Below are 16,669 nucleotides of genomic sequence, written 5' to 3'. Positions count from 1 at the left end.
GCGTTATTTTGGAAAACAAAACATACTTAAAAAAGGTCGTCCATATATATGATTATAGGGGGTTGATTGATATGGAGAATGAGGCATTTATCCCAGCTTTTATTCATAGTTATTTTATCGCATTAGGTGTTATTTTGGGAGGGACATTGATCGGAGCAATCGGTGCTTTTCTCGCAGGTGAGCCACCATTAACAAAAATGTTTGAATTTGCTAATCGTTTAAAAATATGGGCACTTGTTGCAGCAATTGGCGGAACATTCGATGCCTTCTACAGCTTTGAACGTGGGATTTTCCAGGGAGAGACAAGAGATATTATCAAACAGGTTTTGCTTATTATATCTGGTATGGGTGGAGCACAAACTGGCTGGTTAGTCATTCTTTGGCTTACCCAGGAGCATATCTCATGAGGATTCCTCCGTACTATCAACAGCCTTCCTGGCAACGTTTCTTTTCTGGAGTCGCGATTGGAGCAATTATTAGCTGGATTGTTTTTTTATTTATTTATGGTGTCCTCCAAGAAAAACATAGGACAATCATTGATAAGCAAAAAGTTACGATACAAGATTTAGAAAAGGATAAGGAGCTATACCAAGAAGAGTACTCCAAAATAAACAAAGAGGCACAAAAGAAAATTACTGTTCAAGCAATTAATGTCCATTTAGTGAATGGTGAAAAATATTTGTTTAAAGACTTCCGGATTAAAAAAATTGAGGATGATGTAAAGGATAATTTATCAGATTTAATTGCAAAAGATATGGAAAGCGTTTATGCGAATTATAAACTAATTGAAAATATTGTTGAAAATAAACCTCATAAAGTTGACGGTAAAGATTATAAATTAAAAATGACTAAATTCATGTTATATACAACAATTTATATTGAAGTTGAAATTTCTTTAATCTAATATTAAATATTAAACTATACTGCTGGAATATTATATTTTATTGACAGTTACATAGCTGTCGATAAAACGTAATTTGAAGATTATATTACAGCAGTTTTTTTGTTGTCTTTTCTATTCGTATTTAACGATAATTTATTGTATTTATCACAAAAAAGGTAGGATTTTACCATTTTTCTCATTATGTTAAAAAAATGATTACATTTTTTCTCCATTTTCGATATTATAGAAATAGACACACTTTTCATAACAACCTCAAACTCCACTTATCATCTTAACTATTTATACGGATTTTCAAATGAATAACGTACTAATGGTTTTTTCGTCAAAAATAAGCTCCGTTTTCACCTAATTTTCTCAAGCATTACACTAATATAAAACTTTGTATTCTATTGTCAATTATCCATTAATCGAAATTTTCTATGGAGAACTTAAGTAAGCATGCACACCCTTTGCCATTGGACTACTAAATTGGAATGGAGGGATTAAATTGGATCTTATATTTGCCAAAAAGCTTGCAAAGGAGAAAATTGAGATTATTAAAAAGGGGTTTACTGCATATGTTGAATCGCCAGAGATAGCGAGATTAATAAAAAAGGAGATTCAAATATTAAACCTAGATGTGTACGAGGATGCTACCGAAATCGGCTATTGGTTTATTCCAAACGCCGAAAAGTAAGCGCTTAATCACCTTCGAGCTACGCGTAATGTATATTTGAATAGAAAAAGGTTCGGAAAGTTATTCCGACCCTTCTCTACATATTAATTTTGCTGGCAAAGCTCTTCTAAGTCTTTTACAACTTGTTTTGCTTCTTCCAAACTATATACTGAAGCACCTGAAGCAAGAGGGTGACCGCCACCATTATATTTTTTTGCTAATTGATTGATTACAATATTTTTCGAGCGCAATCGAACACGGATTTGCTTTTCCTCTTCAACGAAAAACACCCATGATTTTACACCTTCAATGTCTCCAAGAATCCCAACTAACTGAGATGCCTCAGATGGTGTGACACCATATTCTGCTAAAATATCTTTTGTAATAAACATCGATGCTGCTCCCGACGAGCTCAACGTAAAATTCTGTAGAACATAACCGCTTAATTTCGCAACATTTCGTTTTGTTTTATATAGTTCATTATATAAAGGTGTAAATTCAATTCCTTCAGAGATAAGAGCACTTGCATAACGAAATGTCTTCTCTGTTGTACTCGGGAAAAGGAAGCGTCCTGTATCACCGACAATTCCAGCAAATAATAGCTTAGCAGCTTTTTTAGTTAGGACTAAACCAAATTCCTTTCCTTCTAAAAATAATTCATAAATCATTTCACTCGTAGCACTTGCAGATGTATCTACCCATAATAAATCTCCATACTGATCTTCATTTGGATGATGGTCAATCTTAATAAGTTTTTTTCCATTTTTATAGCGTTGGTCACTAATACGAGCCTGGTTTGCTGTATCACAAACAATGACTAACGCTTCTTTATAAATCTCATCCTCAACTATATCCATTTTGTAAAGAAAATCTAACGCTGGGTCACTTTCCCCTACAACATAAATTGTTTTATCTGGGTATGACGCTTTTAATAACTCAGCAAGGCCGCATTGTGATCCGTAAGCATCTGGGTCAGGTCTTACATGACGATGAATAATAATCGTATTGTTTGCTTTGATTTCTTCTAATATTTGTCGCTTCATATGTATCTCCTTTAATATGGTTTCCTTTTTTAACAAGCTTTTTAGTTCTTTTCTCGAGGAAACTCCTAATAGAAATTCTGATAAGTTTCGCTTTATATGTTATTAAAACATAAAAGGAACGAATTAAAAAGAAGGAAACGCGGTGAATGAGAGTGAAAAATAAATAGGAGGTTTTAGGTTAAGGTGTTTTATTTAATTTCATATTTTCATTGGACATGGTAAAATCATTTTAATTGTTTTTACCCTTTAACGGAAAAATATTGGAGGTTATTCTTATGCCAGTTTTAGTCGTATTGATTGTATTTTCACTTTCCTTTTATGTGTACTATCGTGTAAAAGCTTATCGTTCTAATAAGCCTGTTGAAAAACAATGGATTTCAGCAAAAGCAAGCATAGCGCTCGGATTATTCGTTGCGAGTTTCGGTCTAAATCAATTGTTTTTAAACCGGTCAACTATCACGTTAATTGTCGGCATAGTCTTTCTTCTAATAGGTTTTGGTAGTAGCTGGGCGGGGTTTCGAGCGTATAAGCACTATTTACCTCAAGTTGTAAAAGAGGCTCAAAAATAATATTGAGAAGAGATTATCTCTTCTCAATTTGCTCTATCTTTCGATTAATTGAACCATCATCATCGCTTTCCCCACTACCATTCCATCACTATACGCTTCTATTTCAACCTTACCAAATTTTCGGCCAACCTCGAGAATCTTTGGCTGTATTTCTAATATAGCTTCCATTTGCACAGGCTTTATGAAATAAATAGTTATATTTTCAACAATGATATCTCCCTTTTTTTGTGCACGTAAATATCGATTTACCGCCTCTGTTACAAGAGTCGTAAATACACCATAAGAAATCGTTCCAAGGTGGTTTGTCATTTGTGGACTAACCTCACATCGGAAAATATTACTCCGCTTAGATTCATCGTCAATTGTCACAAACTGATTTGTGACAATATCATCTAATTTTTCTCCTATTTGAGGCTGTCGCTGTATGACTTGTAATGCCTTTAATACATCTTGCCTGCTAATCATTCCTTGTAGTTTATTTTGCTGATCAACAACAGGTAATACTTCAATCCCTTCCCAAACCATCATTTGAGCTGCTGACGCTACAGATGTTTTCCCAATAACAGTAACAGGATTTTTCGTCATAATTTTTTCAATTTGAGTTGAATGGGTATGACCCATAATATCCTTGGCTGTAACCATACCTAGAACTTTGTTATTTTGATCAATAACGGGATATCTACCGTGTCCGGTTTCATTGTTTAGTCGGTACCACGTAGCAACTGTTTCAAAAGGTGATAGGCATATCGTTTTTTCAAAAGGAGTAAGAATATCTTCTACTTGGACAATTTCCTTTTTTATAAGCTGGTCATATATTGCCCTGTTAATCATTGTTCCTACAGTAAAAGTATCATAACTAGTTGATATGATTGGTAGCTCAAGTTCATCTGCGAGCTTTTTTACACTCTCATCAGTATCAAAACCACCTGTTATTAAAACTGCTGCTCCCGCTTCTAATGCATAATAATGGGCATCCGTACGATTACCTACTATTAATAGATTTCCTGCTCCTGTATATCGCATCATCGCTTCTATTTTCATAGCGCCAATAACAAACTTATTTAATGTTTTATGTAATCCCGCACGACCACCTAAAACATGTCCATCAACAATATTTACAACCTCTGCATATGTTAGTTTTTCAAAGTTTTCCTTTTTCTTCGTTTCAATTCGTATTGTACCTACTCGCTCGATCGTTGAAACATACCCTTTATTTTCCGCCTCTTTTATCGCTCGGTACGCTGTTCCTTCACTTACATTTATCTCTTTCGCAATTTGTCTTACTGAGATTTTTTCTCCAACTGGAAGTGAATTAATATATTGTAAAATTCGCTCATGCTTCGTAGCCAAGCTACCTCACCCTTTTTGTAGGTATTTCCTAATATCAACTATTATTATAAGGGTGGTATGAACGATTCGCAATGAACGTTTCATTTTATAGGATAAATTTATGAATATTCTGTATGACTATTGACGAAGATAAACCTTTGATTGTTTTTGCTTTTTATTTTTATACCTTTGAACATTCCTCCCTTGAACTTTCTTTTTGGATCCATATAAATAATGTGCAAAGTTTCCACTTATGACAAAAATCGCCAAGCATAGCCAGCTCATTATAAAAACCGTTTGCATCCGATCTCCTGTTAATGTTATTTGTTGGAGACCGATATAAAGCATGAATAATGTAATCAATGCATAAAGTAAATTTTTCAATTGTAACACCCTTTCACCTCATTTGATGCTATATTGTATGCATGGATAATAAAAAAAAGAAGTGGATGTCCACTCCACTTCTTTGTATATTCTTATAAAATTATTTTTTCTCCCACTTTTAAAGGTACTCCAACACCCTTTGGAAGTTTGTCTGTAAACGCAACTGGATCTTGTTTAATTACTGACATCGTATTGTAATGAATCGGCACAACTTGCTTCGCTTTTAACCATAGAGCAGCATCAACTGCATCATCTGGTCCCATAGTTAAATTATCTCCAATCGGTAAAAAAGCAACATCTATTGAATGGCGCTCGCCAATTAATTTCATATCAGAGAACAATGCAGTATCACCAGCATGGTAAATCGTTTTATTATCAATTGTTAAGAGAACACCAGAAGGCATCCCTGTATAAACGACTGTACCATCCTCCTGTTCATAGCTAGAACCATGGAATGCTTGCGTAAGCTTGACACGTCCAAAATCAAATTCATATGCCCCACCAATATTCATTGGATGGGTGTTTATATTGTGTTTACCGATGAAAACAGCTAGTTCATACGGAGCAATAACAAGGGCATTGTTTTTCTTTGCAAGCTCGACCGTATCCCCAACATGATCATTATGACCATGTGTTAAGATGATAACATCAACCTTTAAATCATCAACAGATAAATCTGTTAAACTATTCCCCTTAATGAAGGGATCAATCATTATCGTTTTTTCGTTTGCTATTACTTTTACTACAGAATGTCCATGATAAGATACTTCCATTTGGGATCACCTTTCTTTTCTTATTTTTCAAAAAACATCTAATTTTATCATATCTTTTTATAGTTCTATTTTAAACAAAAAAGGCCTCCAATTTAGAGACCAATTTATTTTAAAAATTTGTTACGCAATATTCTCGATAGATGTATAAAGCTTATAGTAAAGTAGTTGGCTCTACATAAGGTAATTCGTGAGCTATTGCTACTGCCTTATATGTTACATTTCCATTCATTGTATTAATCCCTTTTAATAATGCTTTATTTTCGATACAAGCTTTCTTCAAACCTTTTGAAGCAATTTGTAAGGCATATGGAACAGTAACACTAGTTAAAGCAAATGTTGAAGTACGCGGAACTGCACCAGGCATATTAGCAACGGCATAATGTACTACATCATGTTTTACATATGTTGGATTATCGTGTGTTGTTATTGTATCAGTTGTTGCAAATATCCCACCTTGGTCAATCGCAATATCGACAATCACTGACCCTTTTTCCATCTTTTCAACAACACTTTCAGCAACTAATTTCGGAGCCTTTGAACCTGGAATTAACACAGCCCCAATTGCCAAATCTGCTTCAGCTACTGCTTCTTCTATTGAATGTGGATTTGACATAAGCACTGTTAACTGATTGCCAAATAATTCATCCAGCTGTCTAATTCGCTCTGGGTTAACATCTAGGATCGTCACATCTGCGCCAAGACCTATAGCGATTTTTGCAGCATTTGCTCCTGCAACTCCCCCACCAATAATCGTTACCTTTCCTCGTTTCGTTCCAGGAACGCCTGCTAATAGTATCCCTTTGCCTCCTTTTGATTTTTCTAAAAACTGTGCTCCAATTTGTGCAGCCATCCTTCCAGCTACTTCACTCATTGGAGTTAATAATGGCAAAGAACCATTTGCTAGTTCAACCGTCTCATATGCTATTGAAATCACTTTATGATTAATTAAAGCCTCTGTTAAATCTTTTTCCGCGGCTAAATGTAAGTAAGTAAATAATAATAATCCTTCACGGAAATATTGATATTCTTCCTTTAACGGCTCTTTCACTTTCATAACCATATCCATTTCCCAGGCTTGCTTTGCTGTTTCAACAATCTTACCACCTGCTTCAACATATTGATCGTTTGTGAAGCCCGATCCTATCCCAGCATTTTTTTCGATAAATACTTCATGACCTGCTTTTGTTAAATGGAAAACACCTGCTGGAGTAATTGCTACACGATTTTCATTATTTTTTATCTCTGCAGGAATACCAATTTTCATAGTGTTTCCTCCTCATATACCATGCTTATATCATCAGTATGACCGTAAATTATCTTATGTTTTCATAAAAACAAGGTTTAATGAAATGTTTTCCTCAATTTGGATATGTATATTTATAATTAAAATGAAAGTGTCCTTTGTAATTCAAAATATCCTTCTCTCATAATCCTACGAATGAAAGCGATGAATGACATTTACACCACCGGTTACTTCAATTATTGAACCCGTGATCATATCAGAGTTTTCTTCACATAAGAAGGAAATTGTACGAGCTATATCTTCCCCTGTTCCCGATCGACCAATCGGGGTTTGGTTATCATGTGAACTTCTTGCTTCCTCTATAGTAGCTTCCTTCATCTCACCGACAATATTTCCTGGACAAATCATATTTGCTGTTATCCGATGCTCTGCTTCTTCAATACTTATCGTTTTTGTTAAGGATACTAAACCAACCTTCGCCGCACTAAAGGCAGATCGGTGTAACCAACCAGGTGAAGAATTTGCGCCTTGAAACCCATATGTAATAATTCGACCATATTTCTGTTTTCTCATAATTGGTACAATCCTTTTAAACAAATGAAAGACAGAGCTTAAATTGCCCTCAATCATTTGATACCACTCTTCATCGGTATAATCAGCAAGCTTTTTTCGTTCAAAAATGTAAGGTCCTGCATTATTTATTAAACAGTCAATTCTTCCAAATCGATCGAGTGATTGCTCAATCATATTTGTTAAGTCATCCTTTTTTGTTACATCCCCTTGAACAAAAAGTAGTCTATTACTTAAATGGGCATATGTAGTTTGTAAGTCGTTTACAGCATTTAAATCTTGGTGATAGTTTACCGTAACAGAAAAACCTCTTCTTAAAAACTCCTCTGTTACCTTTTTACCTAATCCTTTTGATCCTGCCGTAATAAGGGCATGTCGCACGATAAAGTTCCTCCCCATCTAAAACTTGTCCTTATACTATTTTAAAGAGTATGTTCCCGTTATGAAGGAGCTAAGAAAACAATCCACCAAATCTCTTTATTTTATTTTGAATGAACTTAACTCTATTTTACAATATTGTTGCTTGGAAATTTGTTATTTCTTGTAGAGGGTATGAAAATTTTCAATGAAGGACTACACTTACCTTTATTATCGAGGAGTACAACTTAGCAGAGCTTGTATCATAAAAAAAGAGGGTAGACTTTCTCTACTCCTCTAAAATAAACTATTATTCCTTTGGACGAAGATGTTCTTGTAAGAAATTTTGTTCATATTGCTGCTCAAGAACACCACTTGCAAAATATGCATCTGTTATTTGCTGTATCGTCTCTTGCTCACCAAGATGATCATAATAATACGTTTGTCGTGTTACTCTCTTTTCTTTCATATTATCATCTCCTTATTTTTCATTCGACCTTGCTTATTGTCTCTGAAATTAGGGAGCTTATTCAAAATAAACTATAAAAGGAGAGGATAAAATTCCCTCTCCTGTAATCTACTTCTATTATTATTCATTTACCGTTGTTTTTGCCTTCTCAATAGCCTTTTTAACCATTTCAAAGCCAGTACCACCAGCACTCATCCGCTTTCTTACTGCTTCATACGGATTTATAATGTCATATAAATCATCTTCAAATAAGTCTGAAGCTTCTTTATACTGCTCGAATGATAAATCCTTTAAATATATTCCTAATTGAATGCATTTATAAACAAGTGTTCCTACTACTTCATGTGCTTCTCTAAATGGCATTCCTTTCGTTGATAAATAATCAGCTAATTCAGTAGCATTAGAAAAGTCTTCGTTTGTAGCTTTTTCCATTTTATCTTTATTCACCTTTAATGTATCTATCATTCCAATAAATATTTGCAGGCTTCCTTCAATCGTTTTAACCGTATCAAACATTCCTTCTTTATCCTCTTGCAGATCTTTGTTGTAAGCTAATGGAAGTCCTTTTAGGATAGTTAACAACGACATCAAGTTCCCATATACTCGTCCTGTTTTTCCTCTAATTAACTCTGCCATATCAGGATTTTTCTTTTGTGGCATAATGCTGCTACCTGTAGCATACGTATCATCTAATTCAATAAACTGAAATTCCTGTGAACACCAAAGAATAATTTCCTCACAAAATCTAGATAAATGCATCATTAAAAGTGAGCTATTGCTTAAAAATTCAATAATAAAATCCCGATCGCTTACACCATCTAAACTATTCTCATATATCCCATCAAATGAAAGAGTTTCCGCAGTAAATTCACGGTCAATCGGAAAGGTAGTGCCTGCAAGTGCTGCACTTCCTAATGGGGAGATATTAATACGTTTAAAGGATTCTGTAAATCTTTGCTTATCACGGTCAAGCATCCAGAAATAAGCCATTAAATGATGAGCGAAAGAAATAGGCTGTGCTCTTTGAAGGTGGGTATATCCGGGTAAAATCGTTTCAACATGTGTTTCAGCCTTATTTAAAAGCGATTTTTGCAATCCTTCGATAAGCTCAACAACGATTGAAACATGTTTCCGTAAATACAAGTGCATATCTGTAGCAACTTGGTCATTCCGACTTCTACCCGTATGTAATTTTCCACCTACTGGACCAATTTCATCAATTAGCATTTTCTCAATATTTAAATGAATATCTTCATAATTGACCGAAAACGTTAGCTCTTTCTTTTTCGCTTTTTCAAGTAATGTTTTTAAGCCTTTTGTTATTTGCTCTACCTCATCTGCTGTTAAGATGTTGCATTTCCCCAGCATCTTGACATGGGAAAGACTTCCCATAATGTCTTCCTCAACTAGTTCCTGATCAAAATGGATGGATGCGCCGAACTCATCCACCCATTGTTCAGGGGTTTTTTGGAAGCGACCACCCCAAAGCTTTTTCATACTTCCACCTTCTTATTGTTCTTCACCATGCTGTTCACTTTTGTTGGAAGTCCCCATAATTCAATAAATCCAATTGCTGCATTGTGATCAAATGCATCATCTTTTGTATATGTTGCAAGTTTTTCATCATATAATGAATACTCTGATTTTCTTCCTTCAACGATTGCATGACCTTTAAATAATTTTACGCGAACAGTACCCGTTACATATTTTTGAGTCTCTTTTAAAAACGCATGTAATGCATTTTTTAATGGAGAGAACCATAATCCGTTATAAATAAGCTCTGTTAGCTTTTGTTCAATAACAGGTTTAAAATGTGCAACCTCTTTTACTAATGTTAAATCTTCTAGCTCTTTATGTGCTTTAATTAACGTCATAGCACCTGGACATTCATACACTTCACGAGATTTGATTCCTACAAGGCGATTTTCAACATGGTCGATCCGTCCTACACCATGTTTACCTGCGATTTCATTTAATGTAAGAATTAATTCATGTAATGGATAAGCTTGATCATTTATTTTAACTGGTACACCTTGCTCAAAATGAATTTCGATAATTTCTGCTTCATCAGGCGTTTTTTCTAATGGCACTGTCAAATCATAAGCACCTTCTGGAGGAGCTGCCCATGGGTCCTCTAAAATACCACATTCATTGCTTCTTCCCCATAGATTTTGGTCAATTGAATATGGGCTATCTAAATTAATTGGAATTGGAATACCGTGTTTTGATGCATATTCAATTTCTTCTTCACGTGACCATCCCCATTCTCTTACTGGAGCAAGTACTTCAAGTTCAGGATTTAATGCTTTTATTGAAACTTCAAAACGAACTTGGTCATTTCCTTTACCTGTACAACCATGTGCAATGGCAACAGCATTTTCCTTTTCAGCAATTTCAACAAGCTTCTTTGCAATTAAAGGACGTGAAAGTGCAGAAACGAGAGGATACTTCCCTTCATATAGTGCATGTGCTTGTAAAGCGACTAAAGCAAAATCATTTGCATACTCTTCTTTCGCATCGATCATATATGATTGAATAGCTCCGACTTGTAGAGCTTTTTGTTGGACGAATGCAGTATCTTTCCCTTCACCTACATCAAGGCAACATGCCACAACTTCATATCCTTGTTCTTGTAACCATTTAATTGCAACAGAGGTATCTAATCCTCCAGAATATGCTAGCACAACTTTTTTCATCTATTTGTTCCTCCTCGGCTGTTGTATAAAAATGAATATACCTTTATAAAAATACATTTTCTTTGTAAGTATCACTTTACAACTGTATCTTGTTTTCGTCAATAGAAAAATGCATATTTTTATAAAATGTTTGCATAAAAATAAAATTGTTCAACTCTTTTCTATTTCTACTTCTTACTCTTAAGGAAAATACTTTATCCTCCAAAACCTAATAACAGCGCTATCTGATTCATAACGAGACAATTTTTCCTATATAATAATGTATACGTATTTATACACTTTTCGTTCATACATATTGTATATTTGTCATAATTGATTTGTATGTTCAACGTTCATTACAAATAAATGAAATGATAAGTATGATTCTGAATGTTATGATTATCAAAAAAATAGCTGTTTTCGTTTTCATTGTTGCTTATACTAATAATAGTGTTTTAGCAACGAGTGCCGTGAAAAATGGCTGTATGACATCTCTAGTGTCACACTCCTTTTAGTAGGGATCTCGAAGGTTGTATTCCAACTATTAATATAATTTGCAAGAACAAAACTGATAATATTTCAAAGGAGACGGCAATCAAAGTGGAGGAAGCATATTGTTCAGAAGTGTTTAAGTATGACCAAAGATTAAAAATATTTATTCCTACATTGACGATGGAATGGGATTGCTATAGTGTGAATACCCAAATAGATATCATCGAAAAATGGGAGACCATTCGAGGTGGAATTCCAGAAAGAATCCGCGAAATTGAAGCTAAAATAAAACGAAAGCAGGAGGAATTGAACGACGAAGAAAGCTTTGAACAATCCTGCAGATTAAACGAAGAAATTTCAGAGCTAGCATCGATGATTAATGACCTATGGAATTGGTTTCGAGAAGCTCCTAGCATTAAACGTAAGGCAAAAACATCGCAAAGTCTAGAGAGTCATCAATATCACTATTGATAAATTTTAGTTTAAGGTCCTTTACAAATTCTCTTACACAAAAAAAAAGAACGACAATTTAGCTTTTACATCCCTAAATTATGTCGTTCTATTTGCTTCTTATAAATCCTTTGTTACTTCCCTCATTATGTGTCCCAACTCAGGAAGAATTAGTTTTTCCATTGCCAATTTGACTGCACCCGTCGATCCAGGTACAGACAAAATCACTGTATCATTGAATACACCAGCAATTGCTCTACTAAGAATTGCAGATGAGCCAATATCAACTTGGTAGCTTAACATCCTGAAAATTTCTCCAAATCCAGGGATTTCCTTTTCAATGATCGATTGCACCGCTTCAATTGTTACATCTCTTTTTGCAATACCTGTACCACCATTTGTGATTATAGCATCTATTTCCTTTGAATGACATCCTGCTATGATCGCTTCTCGAATTTGTGTTTCTTCATCCTTCACAATACAATAGTCAACAACTTTATGGCCATTTTCGCTTAACATCTGATTTATAAGTGTCCCACTTTTATCAGTTTGTTTCGTCCGAGTATCACTTATTGTAATTACTTTGCATTGAACAAATCGAGGAGCTTCCTTTTTATGCTCTATACTACTCATCATAACCTCCAGCATGACTATTTTTTTCAAAAATGATTCTGTATTGATAATAAATATTTGAAAAGTTTGTTACTTGACGAGTTAAACGATAATTCATACCTGCGCCAATCATCATACTTATTAACGGCACACCTGATATTATTTTTTTCTTCAATAAAGCAATGACTGATAATTTAACAATTTGCTTTAAAAGAAATTCAACATCATAATTATTTGCAAGGTTTTCTTCCCCTTCATAAAAATAAGCTTGAGCTGCTCCTATATGTATTTCATTTTTCAATTCACTCCACCCTACAGATTGAAGATGTTTTGGCATAAGGGAAGCATGGAAAACTTTAAGTGATGTCATCATTTCATATGGTGTATTGATTTCATATCCATAGCTCATCGCTATTAATTGAACAGCTCGAAGATTTATGAGGATTTGTGCAGGAATTTCTACCCCTGAAAGTAAGATTCCACCCGTGCCAGTCATTCCACCTTGTATAAGCGAATAAATACGATGTTTAGATGTTTGGAGATTTGCTAAATAATGCAGCTGATCAATCGAAAGACTTTGTAAATCCTTTAGTTGGTAAATATCCTCTCCTAACGATTTCGCTGTTAATAGAATTTGATTTCTTGCATCTTGCTGACTATAAGACCCTTGGATAATTGAATGTAAATGGAAGAAGCACTTATCAAACTTACTAAAGAGGATTCGTTTTACAGAAACTGGTAATTCATTCATTTTTTTATTTATCCATTTATGCAAAGTTCGCTCAACATCTGTACGAATATCTTTTTGTAACTCTTGCTCCCATTTCTCAATTTCTGCTAATAATAATTTTTCGCTTCCACTCATCATATTCAGCTTCTCCTTATTATCGATATGAATGATTTTTTTAGGTGCGTACAAAGAGCAACATTGATTTTTTTGCTTTGTTTTTATCATAACATAATGAGGAGTTTCCTTTAGTGGTAGAATTTTGCTCCAAAAAGAAATATTTCGATTTATAGTGAGGTTTTCTTAGGTGGTTTAAATAAAAAGAGGGCGACTCAAAACCAAAGGTTAGCCCCCCTCAAACACAATATACCGACTAATAGTTAGTCTATGTATTGTGTAAGTTGGAGGAGTCAGACCCTTTTGAATCACCCTCTTTCACTATTTATTAATGTGTTAGACGAACAACATCTCTTGCAATCATAACCTCTTCGTTCGTAGGTATAACGATAACTTTTACAGGTGAGTGTGGGTAACTAATAAACGTTTCCTCTCCTCTTACTTTATTTAGAGAAGGATCCCAATATACTCCCATGAACTCTAGGCCTTTTAATACTCGTTCACGAATTTCAGAACTGTTTTCTCCGATTCCTGCAGTGAAGATAATCGCATCAACGCCAGACATTCTTGCAGCATAAGAACCAATATATTTATGAATCCGGCTAGCAAAGACTTCTAAAGCAATTTTAGCTCGCTCATTTCCTTCACTTGCTGCTTGAATATTGTCACGTAAATCACTTGAAATACCTGACATACCTAAAATTCCACTCTCTTTATTTAATACATTTAATACTTCGTCAACATTTTTACCAGTTTTCTCCATGATATATGGAATAAGCGCTGGGTCAATATTTCCTGAGCGTGTTCCCATTGCAACCCCAGCAAGTGGTGTAAAGCCCATTGACGTATCAATTGATTTACCACCTTCAATAGCCGCAATACTTGCCCCGTTACCTAAGTGACAAGAAATTAAACGAAGATGTTCAATTGGTCTTCCTAATAATTCTGCTGCACGTTGTGATACATACTTATGTGATGTGCCGTGGAAGCCATATTTTCGAATGCCGAACTTTTTATAATAATCATATGGGAGACTATATAGAAAAGATTGCTCAGGCATCGTTTGATGAAACGCCGTATCGAACACTGCAACAGCCTGTACATTAGGTAATACTTCTTTAAAAGCCTTAATCCCAACAATATTTGCTGGATTATGCAGTGGTGCTAGCTCAGATAAGTCCTCAATTTGTTTCAATGTTTCATCCGTAATAATTGCCGAATCATTAAATATTTCTCCACCATGTACGACACGATGTCCAATACCTTCGATTTCATCTAATGATTGAATAATTCCTAAATCCGTTAATTTTGAAAGTAAGATTTTTACTGCGACTGCATGGTCAGGAATATCAGTTACTTCCGTTTGTTTCTCATCATTTACTGAAATTGTAAAGATTGAATCTGAAATTCCAATTCTTTCAACTAACCCTTTTGTTACAACTTTTTCACTTGGCATATCAAAAAGTTGAAATTTTAATGATGAACTACCAGCATTTATTGCAATTACTTTTGCCATTATGGTTACTCTCCTTTTTTCTATCGCACTATGGACGTGTTCAGTTGATCAAGACAGATGTTGTCGGAAGAGTTAATCTGAAGGCGAATAAAGTCAATTACTAATTAGTTCCGATTCATATTCCCTTCAGTATTTTTCTTCCTCACTGCGCTTTTTATGAAAGAAGCTTCTTCATACCGTTATCCATTTTCATATATATTCTGTAAAAAGCTCCCGATTATTATCCATCTTTTTCATTTAAACACTGACAATTCAACATTTCAAGGTGTAGTTAAAAGTGCAATCGTTTACAGTTAAAAGTCTAATAATTCTTATAATTCAACCTCTATTATTAACCGTTTTCAAAGGGTTATTTTTATAAAATTGGTATTTTTTGTTTTTTGTTCTATCGAGGAAATATGAAAAAAGCCCTTCACTTTTGTGAAAGACTTTTTTTATAGATCTATTTATTTTCTTTAAACCATTCGTCAATTTGTTTCATAATCGAGTTCATCGCTTCTTTGTTTGAAAATTTTGGTAATTTAGCTAGAAGTGCTTGCTTTGGTCGTTTACTTTCTTCACCATTTTTTTGCAATATCAGAATGCTCTTACCATGTCTTTCATCCTTAAATAATGATAGAGGCAGTTGAATGAATCCTTGGATAATTGCAACTTTCTTTATATATTGATTTAATTTTGGAGCCTCATTAGTTTCAAATAAAGAGTTAGGGACAATAAAAAATAAATATCCATCTTCTTTCGTATGTTTCATGCTCTGTTCTATAAAAAGATGGTGTGAATAGGAGTGTCCTTCATCCGCCTTCAGTTCATAATTTGATGCTTCTACATCATTCGGATAATACCCTACAGGTAAATCACAAATAGTCACATCTACAGGATCGATTAATAATCTTTCTAAGCTATCCTGATTGTAGAACTGAATAGGGTGTTCTTGAAGATTTGCCTGAATATATGCTAATTTAATTAACAGGTCATCAACATCTACACCATAGCTTGTTATCTCTTCAACTGTTGAAAGATAATTTAGAATTGTAGTAAGTAAATTTCCAGTTCCGACGGCAGGATCTAAAATTGAAAGTTCCTTTTTACCATCAATAAATTTACTAACTAAATACCCTAAAAATAACCCAATCGTATCTGGTGTCATTTGATGATTTGGATGAGCCCCATCTTTAAGCCCCTTTAATATTGCTAATTGATAGGCTTTTCGAATTTCTTCCTTCTCAAAGGAATTTATATCGATTGATTCATATTTACGCTTAATATTTTTTACAGTTACTTCACTCATATCCTCTTGGAGAATTGCTCCTTGAAACATGTTTTCTCCTGTTTCAGCTACCGCTTCTATATAAGTTAATTGACATTCCTTCGCAATAAGTTCAGCCGTTTCATTTATCACTGCAAACAAATTTTCTAATTTAGAAACTGTCTTCATTTCATTTCCTCCTCACCATCATACATAACCATTTTAGACATTGCTTAACTACAAGTCAAAAAATAAGAAGATTGGCGAGGATAAAAGATGGTCACCAATCTACTTCCATCAAAAAAGACCACCATAAACGAGGCCACTGAAAAAGTCTCTATATCTTTAATAAAGCGAAGGCTTCCTCGATATTATGAGGAAGCCTTCGCTCTTTTCATTTATAATAGATATATAAACTCTAGGTGGTGTTCGCATGATCTCCAATCAACAATCTCTAAACCTCAGTCCATATTCTGGTATTTACGATATCGTTGTCCCTAAGGATAATATGCTTCGTCAAATAAATGAATTAGTTGAC

Annotated in this window: 18 protein-coding genes; 5 read left to right on the top strand and 13 right to left on the bottom strand. The window is 34.3% G+C overall.

The genetic code is table 11. The features are described from left to right. Positions 1–71 precede the first annotated feature (71 nt). From ACTJJ9_RS06795 to ACTJJ9_RS06785, 3 genes are all read left to right on the top strand, one after another. On the top strand, positions 72–407 hold the full coding sequence (locus ACTJJ9_RS06795; protein WP_095300661.1) for a YtrH family sporulation protein: 336 nt from the start codon (positions 72–74) through the stop codon (positions 405–407). Continuing rightward, a complete protein-coding gene (gene ytrI / locus ACTJJ9_RS06790) occupies positions 404–904 on the top strand; it encodes a sporulation membrane protein YtrI (RefSeq protein ID WP_145583759.1) in 501 nt (166 codons plus the stop codon). The genes ACTJJ9_RS06795 and ytrI overlap by 4 nt, the downstream gene beginning before the upstream one ends. 487 nt (positions 905–1,391) lie before the next feature. Beyond that, on the top strand, positions 1,392–1,580 hold the full coding sequence (locus ACTJJ9_RS06785; protein WP_095300663.1) for a hypothetical protein: 189 nt from the start codon (positions 1,392–1,394) through the stop codon (positions 1,578–1,580). Positions 1,581–1,663: 83 nt separating this feature from the next. On the opposite strand, the gene ACTJJ9_RS06780 is transcribed toward ACTJJ9_RS06785, so the two are convergent. Further along, a complete protein-coding gene (locus ACTJJ9_RS06780) occupies positions 1,664–2,602 on the bottom strand; it encodes a DHH family phosphoesterase (RefSeq protein ID WP_145583757.1) in 939 nt (312 codons plus the stop codon). A 275-nt stretch (positions 2,603–2,877) separates the two neighbouring features. Here ACTJJ9_RS06780 and ACTJJ9_RS06775 point away from each other — a divergent pair, with 275 nt between their 5' ends. Continuing rightward, positions 2,878–3,171: a YtpI family protein gene (locus tag ACTJJ9_RS06775; protein ID WP_145583755.1), complete on the top strand. Its 294-nt coding sequence runs from the start codon at positions 2,878–2,880 to the stop codon at positions 3,169–3,171. 33 nt (positions 3,172–3,204) lie between these two features. On the opposite strand, the gene ACTJJ9_RS06770 is transcribed toward ACTJJ9_RS06775, so the two are convergent. The 8 genes from ACTJJ9_RS06770 to ACTJJ9_RS06735 form a co-directional block, all read right to left on the bottom strand. After that, positions 3,205–4,521, bottom strand: coding sequence for a DRTGG domain-containing protein (locus tag ACTJJ9_RS06770; protein WP_095300666.1), 1,317 nt, complete (start codon positions 4,519–4,521; stop codon positions 3,205–3,207). A 117-nt stretch (positions 4,522–4,638) separates the two neighbouring features. Next, positions 4,639–4,893 (bottom strand): hypothetical protein, encoded by a 255-nt coding sequence (locus ACTJJ9_RS06765; protein WP_186324272.1) that lies wholly within the window; start codon positions 4,891–4,893, stop codon positions 4,639–4,641. 83 nt (positions 4,894–4,976) lie between these two features. Next, complete coding sequence (locus tag ACTJJ9_RS06760; protein WP_145583751.1) at positions 4,977–5,657, bottom strand: metal-dependent hydrolase; 681 nt, start codon at positions 5,655–5,657, stop codon at positions 4,977–4,979. A gap of 151 nt (positions 5,658–5,808) precedes the next feature. Continuing rightward, positions 5,809–6,921 carry an alanine dehydrogenase gene (ald, locus tag ACTJJ9_RS06755; protein WP_145583749.1) on the bottom strand — a complete coding sequence of 371 codons (1,113 nt, stop codon included), beginning with the start codon at positions 6,919–6,921 and terminating at the stop codon, positions 5,809–5,811. Positions 6,922–7,089: 168 nt separating this feature from the next. After that, positions 7,090–7,851, bottom strand: coding sequence for an SDR family oxidoreductase (locus ACTJJ9_RS06750; protein WP_440768561.1), 762 nt, complete (start codon positions 7,849–7,851; stop codon positions 7,090–7,092). A gap of 286 nt (positions 7,852–8,137) precedes the next feature. After that, positions 8,138–8,296, bottom strand: a complete 159-nt coding sequence (locus ACTJJ9_RS06745) for a hypothetical protein (protein WP_170944520.1) — start codon at positions 8,294–8,296, stop codon at positions 8,138–8,140. A gap of 120 nt (positions 8,297–8,416) precedes the next feature. Then, complete coding sequence (argH, locus tag ACTJJ9_RS06740; protein WP_145583744.1) at positions 8,417–9,793, bottom strand: argininosuccinate lyase; 1,377 nt, start codon at positions 9,791–9,793, stop codon at positions 8,417–8,419. Then, positions 9,790–10,992 carry an argininosuccinate synthase gene (locus ACTJJ9_RS06735; RefSeq protein ID WP_145583742.1) on the bottom strand — a complete coding sequence of 401 codons (1,203 nt, stop codon included), beginning with the start codon at positions 10,990–10,992 and terminating at the stop codon, positions 9,790–9,792. Before ACTJJ9_RS06735 ends, argH begins: the two co-directional genes overlap by 4 nt. Positions 10,993–11,571: 579 nt before the next feature. Here ACTJJ9_RS06735 and ACTJJ9_RS06730 point away from each other — a divergent pair. Further along, positions 11,572–11,934, top strand: coding sequence for a hypothetical protein (locus ACTJJ9_RS06730; protein WP_440768560.1), 363 nt, complete (start codon positions 11,572–11,574; stop codon positions 11,932–11,934). Positions 11,935–12,033: 99 nt separating this feature from the next. Here ACTJJ9_RS06730 and ACTJJ9_RS06725 read toward each other — a convergent pair whose 3' ends face one another. From ACTJJ9_RS06725 to ACTJJ9_RS06710, 4 genes are all read right to left on the bottom strand, one after another. Next, positions 12,034–12,546, bottom strand: a complete 513-nt coding sequence (locus ACTJJ9_RS06725; protein WP_440768559.1) for a MogA/MoaB family molybdenum cofactor biosynthesis protein — start codon at positions 12,544–12,546, stop codon at positions 12,034–12,036. Then, positions 12,539–13,393, bottom strand: coding sequence for an EcsC family protein (locus ACTJJ9_RS06720; protein WP_440768558.1), 855 nt, complete (start codon positions 13,391–13,393; stop codon positions 12,539–12,541). Before ACTJJ9_RS06720 ends, ACTJJ9_RS06725 begins: the two co-directional genes overlap by 8 nt. Before the next feature lie 304 nt (positions 13,394–13,697). Further along, positions 13,698–14,885: an acetate kinase gene (locus tag ACTJJ9_RS06715; RefSeq protein ID WP_095303448.1), complete on the bottom strand. Its 1,188-nt coding sequence runs from the start codon at positions 14,883–14,885 to the stop codon at positions 13,698–13,700. Positions 14,886–15,327: 442 nt separating this feature from the next. Further along, complete coding sequence (locus ACTJJ9_RS06710; RefSeq protein WP_440768557.1) at positions 15,328–16,320, bottom strand: class I SAM-dependent methyltransferase; 993 nt, start codon at positions 16,318–16,320, stop codon at positions 15,328–15,330. Positions 16,321–16,669 lie beyond the last annotated feature (349 nt).

The organism is Metabacillus sp. 22489 (assembly GCF_052044855.1).
GTDB classification, from domain to species: domain Bacteria; phylum Bacillota; class Bacilli; order Bacillales; family Bacillaceae; genus Metabacillus; species Metabacillus niabensis.
This window is presented reverse-complemented; position numbering and strand designations above follow the sequence as displayed.

Coding starts and splice junctions, on each gene's coding strand:
- ACTJJ9_RS06710 (WP_440768557.1), bottom strand. CDS start 16,320: ATGAAGACAGTTTCTAAATTAGAAAATTTGTTTGCAGTGATAAATGAA.
- ACTJJ9_RS06795 (WP_095300661.1), top strand. CDS start 72: ATGGAGAATGAGGCATTTATCCCAGCTTTTATTCATAGTTATTTTATC.
- ACTJJ9_RS06720 (WP_440768558.1), bottom strand. CDS start 13,393: ATGATGAGTGGAAGCGAAAAATTATTATTAGCAGAAATTGAGAAATGG.
- ACTJJ9_RS06735 (WP_145583742.1), bottom strand. CDS start 10,992: ATGAAAAAAGTTGTGCTAGCATATTCTGGAGGATTAGATACCTCTGTT.
- ACTJJ9_RS06745 (WP_170944520.1), bottom strand. CDS start 8,296: ATGAAAGAAAAGAGAGTAACACGACAAACGTATTATTATGATCATCTT.
- ald (WP_145583749.1), bottom strand. CDS start 6,921: ATGAAAATTGGTATTCCTGCAGAGATAAAAAATAATGAAAATCGTGTA.
- argH (WP_145583744.1), bottom strand. CDS start 9,793: ATGAAAAAGCTTTGGGGTGGTCGCTTCCAAAAAACCCCTGAACAATGG.
- ACTJJ9_RS06760 (WP_145583751.1), bottom strand. CDS start 5,657: ATGGAAGTATCTTATCATGGACATTCTGTAGTAAAAGTAATAGCAAAC.
- ytrI (WP_145583759.1), top strand. CDS start 404: ATGAGGATTCCTCCGTACTATCAACAGCCTTCCTGGCAACGTTTCTTT.
- ACTJJ9_RS06715 (WP_095303448.1), bottom strand. CDS start 14,885: ATGGCAAAAGTAATTGCAATAAATGCTGGTAGTTCATCATTAAAATTT.
- ACTJJ9_RS06780 (WP_145583757.1), bottom strand. CDS start 2,602: ATGAAGCGACAAATATTAGAAGAAATCAAAGCAAACAATACGATTATT.
- ACTJJ9_RS06725 (WP_440768559.1), bottom strand. CDS start 12,546: ATGAGTAGTATAGAGCATAAAAAGGAAGCTCCTCGATTTGTTCAATGC.
- ACTJJ9_RS06775 (WP_145583755.1), top strand. CDS start 2,878: ATGCCAGTTTTAGTCGTATTGATTGTATTTTCACTTTCCTTTTATGTG.